The 12,356-nt window shown below is 46.5% G+C and carries 10 protein-coding genes; 2 read left to right on the top strand and 8 right to left on the bottom strand.

The features are described from left to right. Positions 1-12: 12 nt before the first annotated feature. The 5 genes from ACMYSN_RS06125 to ACMYSN_RS06145 all read right to left on the bottom strand — a co-directional run bounded on the left by ACMYSN_RS06125 (position 13) and on the right by ACMYSN_RS06145 (position 6,593). Positions 13-495, bottom strand: a complete 483-nt coding sequence (locus ACMYSN_RS06125; RefSeq protein ID WP_462497401.1) for a heme-degrading domain-containing protein — start codon at positions 493-495, stop codon at positions 13-15. A 215-nt stretch (positions 496-710) separates the two neighbouring features. Then, on the bottom strand, positions 711-2,354 hold the full coding sequence (locus tag ACMYSN_RS06130) for a glycoside hydrolase family 43 protein (protein ID WP_462497402.1): 1,644 nt from the start codon (positions 2,352-2,354) through the stop codon (positions 711-713). Positions 2,355-2,548: 194 nt separating this feature from the next. Further along, positions 2,549-4,150, bottom strand: a complete 1,602-nt coding sequence (locus ACMYSN_RS06135; RefSeq protein ID WP_462497403.1) for a glycoside hydrolase family 43 protein — start codon at positions 4,148-4,150, stop codon at positions 2,549-2,551. 35 nt (positions 4,151-4,185) lie between these two features. Further along, positions 4,186-5,541 (bottom strand): MFS transporter, encoded by a 1,356-nt coding sequence (locus tag ACMYSN_RS06140; RefSeq protein ID WP_462498208.1) that lies wholly within the window; start codon positions 5,539-5,541, stop codon positions 4,186-4,188. 185 nt (positions 5,542-5,726) lie between these two features. Then, positions 5,727-6,593 carry a helix-turn-helix domain-containing protein gene (locus tag ACMYSN_RS06145; protein WP_462497404.1) on the bottom strand — a complete coding sequence of 289 codons (867 nt, stop codon included), beginning with the start codon at positions 6,591-6,593 and terminating at the stop codon, positions 5,727-5,729. A 115-nt stretch (positions 6,594-6,708) separates the two neighbouring features. Between ACMYSN_RS06145 and ACMYSN_RS06150 the strand changes: the two genes are divergently transcribed. Further along, positions 6,709-8,052 (top strand): MFS transporter, encoded by a 1,344-nt coding sequence (locus ACMYSN_RS06150; protein WP_462497405.1) that lies wholly within the window; start codon positions 6,709-6,711, stop codon positions 8,050-8,052. Between the two features lie 31 nt (positions 8,053-8,083). Here ACMYSN_RS06150 and ACMYSN_RS06155 read toward each other — a convergent pair whose 3' ends face one another. Continuing rightward, positions 8,084-9,253: an AraC family transcriptional regulator gene (locus tag ACMYSN_RS06155; protein ID WP_462497406.1), complete on the bottom strand. Its 1,170-nt coding sequence runs from the start codon at positions 9,251-9,253 to the stop codon at positions 8,084-8,086. Positions 9,254-9,295: 42 nt separating this feature from the next. Further along, the gene (locus tag ACMYSN_RS06160; RefSeq protein ID WP_462498209.1) at positions 9,296-10,180 is read right to left on the bottom strand and encodes a helix-turn-helix domain-containing protein; all 885 of its coding nucleotides are present in this window, start codon (positions 10,178-10,180) and stop codon (positions 9,296-9,298) included. A gap of 215 nt (positions 10,181-10,395) precedes the next feature. Here ACMYSN_RS06160 and ACMYSN_RS06165 point away from each other — a divergent pair, with 215 nt between their 5' ends. Beyond that, positions 10,396-11,325 (top strand): Rossmann-fold NAD(P)-binding domain-containing protein, encoded by a 930-nt coding sequence (locus ACMYSN_RS06165; RefSeq protein ID WP_462497407.1) that lies wholly within the window; start codon positions 10,396-10,398, stop codon positions 11,323-11,325. 130 nt (positions 11,326-11,455) lie between these two features. On the opposite strand, the gene ACMYSN_RS06170 is transcribed toward ACMYSN_RS06165, so the two are convergent. After that, the gene (locus ACMYSN_RS06170; protein WP_462497408.1) at positions 11,456-12,340 is read right to left on the bottom strand and encodes a LysR family transcriptional regulator; all 885 of its coding nucleotides are present in this window, start codon (positions 12,338-12,340) and stop codon (positions 11,456-11,458) included. Positions 12,341-12,356 lie beyond the last annotated feature (16 nt).

The raw sequence follows: 12,356 nt of genomic DNA on the forward strand, positions 1-12,356 counted from the left end.
CTCGTTCCTCTCTTATTGTTGGCTAACGTCAAGATGTTGAGCGATGGCATTGACCACCAGGTTGTGATCGTCAATGTCTGTCAAACCGGAAACGGTGATGGTGCCAATTGGGCCGGTATTTTTAATATAAATGGGAAAACATCCCCCGCTCAGCGTATAGCTGCTGTCAAGGGTGACACCGTTGGTATGGAAGGAGTCCGGGTTGTAATGCTTAAATTTAAGGCGTATTAGCATAGAGCAATGACCAAATCGGTTGGTCAGTTTTTTTTTGCGTGAAACCCACTCTTCGTTATCCGGAGATGAACCCGTATTGGCGAAATAATAAAGATTCTGCCCGTGGCGACAGATATCTATAACTACTGGATAGTTATTTATTATCGCCTGTTGGGTAATTATCGTCCCAATAGCAAGTGCGTCTGTGTTGCTGAATGCAGAGAATTGCAATTGCGACTCCTGCTCAAGTAATTTTTGCATCATATCATCGCTGTCATTCATTGCACTCTTCTCCTTGCAATATCATCACCATCATGTCGTTTAGTATAAGGACGTCGACCTACGATAAATATATGAGCAGATGGGTAAAATATAAATTTATTGCGTCAGCTAAGTTACCGGGATCACATTATCACGCAGGATATACAGGTGTGAATTCTTCACCTCTGTGAGGTGAAGATCCGTTTCATTTATGTTGCATTGTCGGCGCGTACACATTAATCAATAAGGCGCGTTTCATCAGCCTCATAGCGTAAAAAATCAAAATGGGCTTCATGTTGATGGAGCATGGTATCTACGCACGCCAGCCCGAAGAATGCCCCGGTAAATTCCCCATACTGGCTATATTCATCAGAAAATGCCGTCGTATCGTAGCGCTCTCCAATCGGCTGATAATCCCCGTCGCGCAGTGACCAGTAACACCGAATATCCCGCCCCTCAATGCGCATCTGCAGGAAAACAGGCTCACGACCTGCCCGGACAGGCTGGGCAGTATCATACCGCTGTCCGTTATCCATATGGATGACCGACAACACGGGTTCCTCCAGTGATACATCCCAGGTTTGCAGCAGGTAGAGATAGTTCATGTTGTCGTAATAGAGCACCAGACCTGCGCTATGCTGATACACCTGTGGGGAAAAAGCGAGTTTGGTGGTGATCGTGCAATAAACCGAGGTCAGCTTTTTCGCCAACAGGCTTACCTTGTTGGTCGAGCTTAGCGACTCCTGTCCCCGTAGCGTGACATGACTGTCACGTTTGTTTAGCACAGCGAAACGGCGAAAATCGATGCGCGGCGCGTAATACGTTTTACTCAATTGCACCTGATCAAAATGATCCGTCGGCGCATCCGGCGTAAATGGATTTGGCTTCAGGGACGGCTCGTTGACCTCATGGCGGGCTATGTTGCCCCCTCCTTTGAGCCTTAGCCAGTTGTCCGTCGTCCAGTACATCTCCTGGATAGCCGTTTCTCTGCCAAGCGTGCAGCGCAGTTCATCACGAAACGGTCGGCTACACAGATGTACCAACCAGACTTCCCCCTGCGGGGTTTCAACGTAGCTACCGTGCCCGGCTTTCTGCAGATAGGTCTCAGGGTTGAAGTACTGAGGTTTAAGATGGTTCGCATCGTGCCGTTCATTAAAGTTTTCAGCGTACGACGTTAAAATCGGATTCTGCGGGTCGCTCTCATATGGCCCCCAGACACTTTTCGCCCGTCCCATCGCGACGGCATGCCCGTATCCGGTGCCGCCCTCCGCGGTCATAATATAGTAGTGATCCCCGCGTTTCGTCAGATGAGGCGCTTCGATGCACCCCCGATCTGTACCGCCGGACCAGATGCGCTGAGGAAAACCGACAATGGCTTTCTGCGTCGGAGAGTACTCTACCAGGCAAATGGCGCCGGGTTTTTCGTAGCCAGGGCGTGTTTCCCACTCCAGAGAGACGATCCATTTTCGCCCGTCGGTGTCATGCAACATTGATGCATCAAAACCGGCGGAGTGGAGATAGACAGGCTCGCTCCAGGGGCCGGTTATCTCTTTGGCGGTAATCAGGTAGTTGTCGACATCAAAATAGCGGGCATTCATAGAGTTCATCACGCCATAGATGACATAGAACATTTGTTCTTCCTCGCACCAGGTCAGGCAAGGTGCCCAGATTCCTTTGGCGGAGGGAAGTTTACGCAAGTCGGGAGCATTGTCATCTTGCAAAACATGCGTCAGCAACTGCCAGTTTTTTAAATCCCGCGAATGGTAAATCGGGATCCCCGGAAACCATTCAAATGAGGAAACGGCAACATAATAATCATCGCCACGGCGGCAAATACAGGGGTCAGGATTAAAACCTTTGAATATGGGATTCTGAATCATAAATAATCACTCTTTATCCGTTATTAGCGTATTTTGTTATCCCTGATTTTACCGGCCATATTTATTTCCAGGTATATGAAACGCCCTCGTAAATATAAGAAGTGTCTTCGAGTAGGTGATCCTATTCACAAAAATAAAAAGCGCCATTATCGCAATGGCGCAGACAGAAAAAACACAGGCAGTGCTATCAACGATTAGTATGGTTCTGCCGAATAAGAGAAATAATCGAAGTCCGCATAAGCTTGTTGGCCAGTAAAATCCTGGCAACACATCCCCACAAAGGCCCCTGTAAAACGCTCGATACTGCGTTCTTTAAAGTACTCGTCGGACAGTTTGCTGTATTCCACATACCCGCCGACGGGGAACCACTCAGTTTCATCCAGTGAATAATAAAACCATGCCGCATCCCCCTTCACCTGTACTTTGAGATGCACCACCCCTTCACTGGCTATACGAATGCCGTCGCCGGCCACCATAGTGAATTTGTTCAGATCGTTGACCATCAGGTTGACCGTCCGCTGCCCTTCCTCATCGCAGGAGATATTCAGGTACAGATAGTTTGTCGTGTCATAAAAACAGACCAGCCCAGCCATTTGCTGGAATGAACGTGGGGAAAAATCCACGCAGGTTTGCGCGGTATAGGCAAAATCCGTCTGACGCCGGGCTTGCAGGCTCTGGTAATGGCGAGAACTGAGCGATTCACGACCACGTAGACGCAACCAGCCTTTCCGTTCTACAAGCGAACACATTTCTTCGCTGAGCGGAATGCGCAGCGATTGATAATGCAGCGGCAGCATTGGGGCATCAAAATCATCTTTAGCCGGCAGCACGGGCCAGGGGCGATCTTCCAAAAGGGTATGAACCACGTTTTCCGGCGTTGTCCTCTCATTGATAAGCCGTAACCAGCCCTCTTCATTCCAGTACACTCGTTGAATAGCTGTTTCGCGCCCCATCGGGCTACGTCCTTTTGTCGGCAGCGGCCTGCCGCACAGGTGCACAATGAACATTTCGCCGAATGTATTTTCAAACAGATCAGCATGCCCCACGCGCTGTAGTGGTAAACGGCAGTCGTATCGGGACGTCATCATCTGGCCGATAGGATCCGTTTCGTACGGCCCGAAGAGATTGCGCGAACGAGCCATGGTCACACCATGGTTATAGAAAGTGCCACCTTCTGCAGTCAGAAGATAAAACCAGCCTTCGCGTTGGTATATATGCGGTCCTTCGGTAGTCCCCAGCGCGCTTCCCGCGTAGATTTTCCGGCACTCGCCCACCAACCTGTTTTCCTGCGCGTCATACTGCTGAATGATGATACCGTTCCACTTAGGAAAGCCTGGCTTCCCGCCTTCCAGGTGACTCATTTCCATACTCACCAGCCATTTCGTCCCGTCGCTATGGTGGAAAAGTGACGGGTCAATGCCCCGGCTGTGAAGGTAGGTAGGTTCTGACCACTCCCCTTCGATATCGTCGGTGGTAACCAGGTAATTGTTCGCATCCCAGAAGCGCCCGGCGACATTTTTAACATCACTAAAAATCAGGTAAAAGCGCCCATCTTGAAAACTCAGGCACGGGGCATACACGCCGCCTGAATCCGGGTTACCAATCATGTCGAGCTGGCTTCTACGGTTTAACGGATAAGCTATCCGCTGCCAGTTTTTCAGATCGAGAGATTTGTACAGGCTCACCCCCGGAAACCATTCGAATGTCGAGGTAGCCATATAATACACCTCGCCAACGCGAATAATTGATGGGTCTGGGTTAAAGCCAGGAATAATAGGGTTAGTGATAGCGGCCATAATAGCGACTCCTTGTTAGCGTCCGTAATAAACCGTTAGTGTCTGGCGGGCTCGTTTTGTGCCGCGATCGCCGTAACGGCGTTATCGGACTCTTCACTGTTGCGGTATTTTTTCAGAATTAAAATCAGGCTCAGGATCAGCATCGCCGGAATCACCGTGAAAATGAGTCTGACGACAAGGGTCGCCGATTCAGTCTGTACGGGCGCGTTACCCACATAGCCCCCCATCGTCAGCAGCCAACCGATAATGGCCCCACCGATGGCAATACCAATCTTAATGGCAAAAATGTTGGTGGAAAAAACCAGGCCACTGAGGGATTTGCCTGATTTTTTCTCCACATTATCAATAATGTCGCTAAGCAGGCTCCATTGCAGTGGCGTGGCTGTGGAGTTGATAAAGTGAATAATACCCACCACCACGCAGGTCAGGACAATGTAATCAGCAGGCACAAAGAACAGCGCAATCATCACCGCCGCCTGTACCGTCATTGCCAATTTGTAAGCCCATAAGCGGTCGAGTTTTCCGTACAATGTGGTGGTAAACATCGAACCGATAAACTTCGCACCGAGGATAATAGAAAGCACCACGCTGACCAGGTCCGGGCGATGCAAATAATAATTCACGAAGTACATGGCCCCGCCGGTTTTTAATATTCCGGCAATCAGGTTGACCACATTGAGGCTAAAGATACAGCGCCAGTTCTGGTCTTTCAGCAGGATATTGAGGTCTTTATAGATACCGCTAAATTTCTGGGTTTTATCAACCTCTTTGATATAACGCTCTTTGGTCATCGCAAAGCACATCATGAACATGATCGTACTCAACATACCCATCAGGATCATGCCGTAGAAATACCCCTTTTGCAGATCGCCATTGCCCAACACTTTGGTCAGGGGTAGCGCCACGGCAGAAACGATAATCCCGCCCAATGCGGCAAAGGCGAAGCGGTATGACTGCATTGATACCCTTTCCTTCGTGTCCCTGGAGAGGTTATTGATCATTGCACAGTAGGGCACGTTAACCAGAGAGTAAAAAATCGACAGCGTGGTATAGGAAACGTATGCATAGATAATTTTTCCAGTTTCCCCGAAATCCGGAGTATAAAACGTCAACGCTCCAAAAATGCCAAACGGTAAGGAAAACCAGAGCAGGTAGGGGCGAAACTGGCCGTATTTTGTTTGTGTATGGTCAGCTAAATAACCAGCATAAACATCAGCAAATGCGTCAAAAACACGAACCACGAGAAACATAGTTCCCATATGAAAAGCACTGAGGCCATACACATCAGTGTAAAAATAGGCCATAAATAACATGATGGTTTGCCAGATGATATTAGAGGCACCATCACCCAGACCATAGCCTACTTTTTCTTTAAACCCTGTCTTATTCATAACAATACCTTTATTTTTCAAGGGATAGTCAGCATAGCGAAACAAGCGCCGTATTCATGCTATGAAAAGTAGGCTTAATTTAGGGCAAAAAATGTATTCTTTGATGGAGTTTATATGATTTTTTTGCGCGACCAGGGAAACGCCGATCACACTCAGAAAAATCAGTCTGTTTTTAACATTTATCGTTACAGCTGCAGTCCGCTACCGACATCAGTAGTGGTTCTGACTTTATCCCTGAATGATAGTGGGGTATCGTTCATCATTTCCCTGAATTTAAGGCAAAAGTAAGCACTGTCGGTGAAGCCAGCGCGTTGGGAAATCTCACTGATACGTAGATCGGTATTCGTCAGTAAATTAATGGCAATATTTAACTTTCGCAACAGAATAAATTTTTTAAAGCTGAGACCAAAGGTAATTTTAAATACTTTGGAAAACCATGACTTAGACCAGTTACAGGTTCGCGCTGCTTCTTCTGTTGTTATTTCATAATTTTCAGTGGCATCAATAGATTTCAGTAATTTGATAAGCTCTCCGAGATAGGCGTTATTTTCCCTTTCTGTAATATGCACGGCTGCTTTCAGATTTTTAAATGCATGCAGCAGAATACTGCGGATTAGTGAGCGGAAAAGCGTGTCGGTAAAATCGCTAAACTCGCCACACCAGTTAAATAGCATTTCCAGCCGGTCGGCGTCTTCTGCGCCAAGAATAGCCATCGCACCACAATGCAATGCATCGGATGCCAATGCGTGCTCATCAAGCCACTCTTTTTCGAATTGCAGGAGATAGCGCACATGATTCGCCTGCGCCGGGATAACCATCTCATGAATCATCAATGCCGGAACAAAAATCAACGTATTGTTTTCTATTACTAATTTTTCATTTCCGATAGTGAAACTGCCCGTTGATTGTCGAAACCACATCATCTCGTGCATCATATGATAATGCGGTACCACCTCTATCCCCTGGAAGCCTCTGATAGCGTCGACCCGGAAGGTGAACAAGTCCCCGGCGCGGACGGGAATTTTCTCGAAAACGGGAGATTCATCACTCATACAGTACACTCTTCTTATATTTGTCAGGATTGTTTATACATATCAGAAACTAGAATAGCAATAACTTAATAACGTCTACTTAAGCAAATCCGTACTTTTATCCAATGGGGTCTGTATGAACAGTTCGCTAATAAGCGTAAAAGAAAAAATAAGTTATGGGCTAGGCGACACCGGTTGCAATTTAGTCTGGCAGACCGTAATGCTATTTATGGCCTATTTTTATACCGATATTTTTGGTTTGAATCCAGCACATATGGGCACCATGTTTCTGGCGGTGCGTTTAATTGATGCGGTAACTGATGTATTAATGGGTGCAGTGGCCGACAGAACAAAGTCAAAGTATGGTCAGTTTCGCCCCTACTTATTATGGTTCGCGATTCCGTTTGGCGTGCTGTGCTGCTTAACGTTTTATACCCCAGATCTATCGTACGGTGGAAAACTGATCTACGCGTACGTTTCTTATACATTACTGTCGCTGGTCTACACCGCCATTAATGTCCCCTACTGCGCGATGATCAATAATATTTCAAATGACTCCAGAGAACGAGTGTCATTACAATCCTGGCGATTTGCTCTTAGTACTCTGGGTGGCTTGATTGTCGCCCTGACGGCCCTACCGCTGGTGGCTTATCTGGGGAAAGGTAATCTGCAGAACGGCTATTTTTACACCATGATGGTAATGGGTACGCTGAGCATTATTCTCTTTTTCATCTGCTTTGGTCTGACTAAAGAGCGTTTTTCATCAGATGTCGAATTAACCAAAAAGTACAGTATCCTCGACGATCTCAAAACGCTACTTTCCAATAAAGACTGGCGCATTCTTTTTGCACTCAATGTGGTGAATCTGGTCGCCGTGCTTTTTAAAGGTGGCACCACACTTTATTTTGTAAATAGTATTATGAATCGTCCTGATCTCGGCAGCCTGTTACTAACCGCGACTCTGGCATCGGGTGTATTAGGGGCAATGATCTCGCCTACCGTATTTAAAAACATCGATAAAGTAAAAGGATTTAAAGCGGCAATGTTACTCGAAGCCGCACTGCTGCTGGGTATGTATTTTATTCCCGGCAGCAACGTCATCGCCATTTTCTCGCTGGTGATTATCATTAATATTATCCAGCTTGCCGCAACCCCGTTACAGTGGAGCATGCTGTCAGACATTATTGATGCTGAGGAGCAAAAGAGTGGCAAGAAACTCAGCGGTATTGTCTTCTCCACCAATTTATTCGCCATTAAGTTAGGGATTGCCATCGGTGGTGCGCTGGTGGGATATCTGCTAGCCTGGGGTGATTATGTCGGTGGGGCAACAACGCAAACGGCGTCGGCGCTGGAAACTATCCGACTGCTGTTCACCGTGTTACCGGCTATCCTTGTAGCCTCGCTGGTGCTCATCATGCGCAAATACAGCCTTAACGATAAAGCGCTGATGTCCATGACGCAGAAAAACTCAGCGGCGTAAATACACAACAGTGACCGGTATCCCCGGTCACTTATTCTTTTGCGTTATGCTGACGGTAGATCGCCGGCGTGATATTCATCTGGCGTGTAAAGAAGTTATAAAAGTAGGTAATGGAGGGAAACCCGACCAGAGCGGGGATATCCGCAATCGGAATGTTTTTGTTCTCCAGCAGTATCCGGCAGCGAATGAGTTTTTCTTTCAGGATCACCACATGAACCTTACACCCAAGCTCTTTTTGAAATTTGCTGTCAATGAGCGTACGGGAAAGCCCCAGGTAGTTGATTACGTGAATTACTTTCAGCGGCTTATGAATGTTCTCGCTGATAAATGACAGCGCGCGCCTCACCAGCGGGTCATGGGTCTGTTTTACATCCGTCGACATGCGTTCTTTGATACCTATCGGAGGAACGACAATACGACACCGGGCTTTCTGGTCTTCTGATGAAAGATGTGCATGTAAGAGTCGGGCAGCCTGAAAACCTATTTGACGGGTACCTTGCACCACCGTTGTTAAGGAGATACGCGACAGATAGTTGACCAGGTCTTCATCATCGATCCCAATGATAGCGATCTCATCAGGCACCTTTACACCTGCGATTGCACATGCCTGTAACAGATGGCGGGCGCGGGAGTCGGTGACGGCGATAATACCGCTTTGAGGTACAAGCGAACGGATCCACGATATCAGCGCGCACATCGAGATATCCCGCTGTTGGATCGCGGCATCGTAATCCTGGAACAATTCAGGAACGTAAAAATGCGTTTTCGCCAACTGCAAATAGGCATTTTCACGCTCTGTTGCCCATCGTTTTTCACTGGCATTCGGTAGGCCAAAAAACACGATGCGCTGAATGCCCTTATTCATCAGATGCTCAAATGCCAACTTAACCAACTCATAATTGTCCGTCGCTACATAATCACACTGTGGGTAGTTGTCTTCCAGGGCAAAAGATCCGCCGACGCCAACATAAGGCTTTACGGACCCAGCTAATATTTTAACCATATCTCGATCGTCAAAATCAGCGATAATGCCATCTGCTGATGCCATAATGGTGTTCACTTTATTTGTGCAAAATGACTCTTCGATATAAATATCCCAGTTGCATTCTGAGATAGCAAAATACTCACCAATACCCTCAATAACCTGACGGTCCCAGGCTTTATTGGCATTAAATAGTAACCCTACGTGATACTGGCACATATGTATATTCTTCGTGTTTAGGTCGGTAAGGTAATGAACTTATTATATTTTATCATGCTTCGTGGATAACTGTTTTGTTGAGCGACTGTTAGTTCTGAATTTCTTCGGCGTCACACCAACAATTTTTTTAAACTGAAAACAGTAATAGGCACTATCGGTAAACTCACATTGATAAGCAATATCCGTCACATTCAAATCGGTATTCGTCAGCAGGTTAGCAGACTGGGATATTTTCTTTCTGACAAGATACTCTTTGAAACTGACCTGCATAATTTTTTTAAAAGTACGCGAAAAATGGCTCGACGACAGACCAACAGTTTCCGCAGCCTCATTCAGAGTAATATTAAATGAAGTGCGAGTCTCCATATCAATAATAAAGTTTATGATACTTTCAAAGGAGCTATTACCTTCCCCTTCTGGCGATATTTGTTCTGCCTGGGTGGCGTGGTGGAATACCGTGTTAAGCAGTAGAATCATCAATGGGTTTATCTCATGGACTGAATGCGCTGCCTCATGTATTTCCGTAAACCATCTGAACAAGAATTGTAGCTTTCCGGCGTCCTGTTCATTGAGTTGCGTGACAATGCCGGCATGGGGTTTCAACGCCGGGAATGGATATTTTAACCGACTAAGAACAGCATTATCATATTGTAAAAGAAAACGTTCATGATCGTTGGTAAACGCCAGCTCCATATCATGCAATACCAGAGGACTGACGTAGATTAAAGTGTTATTTTTCAGACTAAACTTTTCGCTTCCAATAGTGTAACTGCCCTCCACTTTATGAAACCACATAATTTCATGCTCCAGATGCATATGTGGTCGGATGTATACCCCTTTCTCCGGAACGCCTTCCCGAGCGCGTAACATGTAGTCGACACCGATGGTTGTGTCGATTTTTTCAAAAAAGTGATCTGCATTCCACATGGTCAGCATAAAAATTATATAAACCTCAATAAAAACTACATCTTTAAGACGTATATGAGCGAAAAATTACATATAACAGTAGTGCAATTTTTTAGTGATGTATAGGGAAATTAATTTTTACTTAAAGTTAGGGTTATTTATTTAATCTTCGAATAAGTTTCAATTGATTAATTCATGCTAATTTAGATGCTACATAGGCCAGGCAGAAAGGTATTATGATGAAAACATTAATTTTAAAGCTTGATGGAATACCTGAAAATCTTGAGCAACATTTAAAAAATGAGTATATGCTGATTGATGTTCACGAAGCAGTATCTCAATCTCAACAAGAAAATATCAATTCCGCTACCGTTGGCGTTGCCAATGGGGAGAGTAAACTCGATGCCGATTTCCTGAAGAATTTCCCGTCATTGAAACTAATTGCTATTTTCGGTGTAGGGTTTGATGGGATCGACATGCAGTATGCGCGACAGAATAATATTATCGTCACCAACACTCCGGGGGTATTAACAGAAGATGTCGCGGACCTCGCCCTTGCCTTTTGTCTGGCGCTCACCCGTGAAATTATGCCTGCCATTGATTTTGTGCGACAGGGGCACTGGAACCATTCGCGCTATCCGCTAACTACGAAGTTCAGTCGGTGCAAGGTGGGAATATTTGGCATGGGGCGCGTAGGTCAGGCGATTTACCGTCGGTTGTCGGCGTTTGATTGTGATATCTATTACACGGATTGCAATCAGGTGGATATTACAGCCAGACGGATTGAAACCATACAACAACTGGCAAGTGAGGTGGATGTACTTATTTTATCAGCTAATTTATCCGCACAAACCCACAATATTATTGACCTGACAGTGCTAACTGCATTAGGTAAATCTGGTTACCTGGTGAATGTGTCACGCGGCAGTCTGGTAAATCAGGACGATCTTATAACCGCACTTGAAAAAAATCTGATTGCAGGTGCGGCACTTGATGTACTGGTACATGAACCTGAAATACCGATTGGCCTGCAACGTGCCAATGTCATTATTACACCTCACTACGCAAGTGGCACGAATGAGACCCGTAATTCGATGAAGAATCTAGTATGTGAAAATATTCGTTTATATTTGCATTCAGATAGTGTGCTTACCCCCGTTAAATAATTATTCACGCCAGGAGTACTCTTTAGTACTCCGGCATCAATGGCTCGCTCCGAGACTTCGGTGAAGGATAAGCTTATCAAGTCAGTGCGGCTAATATTAATCGGCACTAATCTGCACTAAGGGCAATAATTCATCTGGATTCTGTACTCAGACGTTCACGTAGGAATTCGAGAAAGCGCTGTGTCTTAGCAGGCAGCAGGCGGGTTTCAGTCATTGCATAAACCTGCATGGGTGAGCCTTGCCAGGCTGGCATGATCGGTTGCAGCACGCCAGTTAACAACTCATCGGCGACGATTTCCTGCGGCATCAGAATGATGCCCATATCAAGCGTTGCCAGACGGCGAATCATTCCGACACTGTTGATCGAGAATCGACTGCTGATGGGCACAGTATGAGTCTGCCTGCCCCGGCGCAATGTCCACGAACTACCTTTCATAATATTCATGCATTCATGTCTTTCAAGATCGGCCGGTGCATTCGGATGCCCCGAACGTTCAAGGTATCCGGGTGAGGCGTAGAGATGCGGTGTGAGTGAAGCCAAGGGTCGCGCAATCAGTTGTGAGTTTTCGGATTCGCCGATACGAATTGCCACGTCGAACGGTTCGGTAACCAGATCTACCCTGCGCGGGTTAAGATCGAAATCGAACGAGATGCCAGGGTAGAGGTCAGCGAACTCAGCAATCAAGCGTGCAAGATAGGTCACGGCGAAATCAACTGGAAGTGAGACCCGCAGAACTCCGCTCGGCTGTGCAAGCATCTCGCCAAGTTGTTCATGTACCAGGCGAGCTTCATCCACGATGCGCTTGCATCGTTCAAAATAAATCTGGCCGGCCTCGGTCAGTTCGACCTTTCTGGTGGTTCGGTGTAGCAGGCGCAGCCCGATCGCTTTCTCAAGCGCACTGATTCTCCGGGAAAGCGTGGAATTTGGAATTCCGACCGCGGCTGCCGCGCCACGAAAGCCCCTTGCCTTCACGACCTCGACGAACAGAGCCATATCTTTGAGGTAATTATCCATATTGACGACACCTTGT

Origin of the sequence: Klebsiella sp. R445 (genome assembly GCF_051131755.1) — a bacterium.
GTDB lineage: Bacteria > Pseudomonadota > Gammaproteobacteria > Enterobacterales > Enterobacteriaceae > Klebsiella > Klebsiella lignicola.

Coding starts and splice junctions, on each gene's coding strand:
- ACMYSN_RS06150 (WP_462497405.1), top strand. CDS start 6,709: ATGAACAGTTCGCTAATAAGCGTAAAAGAAAAAATAAGTTATGGGCTA.
- ACMYSN_RS06170 (WP_462497408.1), bottom strand. CDS start 12,340: ATGGATAATTACCTCAAAGATATGGCTCTGTTCGTCGAGGTCGTGAAG.
- ACMYSN_RS06160 (WP_462498209.1), bottom strand. CDS start 10,180: ATGTGGAATGCAGATCACTTTTTTGAAAAAATCGACACAACCATCGGT.
- ACMYSN_RS06145 (WP_462497404.1), bottom strand. CDS start 6,593: ATGAGTGATGAATCTCCCGTTTTCGAGAAAATTCCCGTCCGCGCCGGG.
- ACMYSN_RS06140 (WP_462498208.1), bottom strand. CDS start 5,541: ATGAATAAGACAGGGTTTAAAGAAAAAGTAGGCTATGGTCTGGGTGAT.
- ACMYSN_RS06130 (WP_462497402.1), bottom strand. CDS start 2,354: ATGATTCAGAATCCCATATTCAAAGGTTTTAATCCTGACCCCTGTATT.
- ACMYSN_RS06155 (WP_462497406.1), bottom strand. CDS start 9,253: ATGTGCCAGTATCACGTAGGGTTACTATTTAATGCCAATAAAGCCTGG.
- ACMYSN_RS06125 (WP_462497401.1), bottom strand. CDS start 495: ATGAATGACAGCGATGATATGATGCAAAAATTACTTGAGCAGGAGTCG.
- ACMYSN_RS06135 (WP_462497403.1), bottom strand. CDS start 4,150: ATGGCCGCTATCACTAACCCTATTATTCCTGGCTTTAACCCAGACCCA.
- ACMYSN_RS06165 (WP_462497407.1), top strand. CDS start 10,396: ATGATGAAAACATTAATTTTAAAGCTTGATGGAATACCTGAAAATCTT.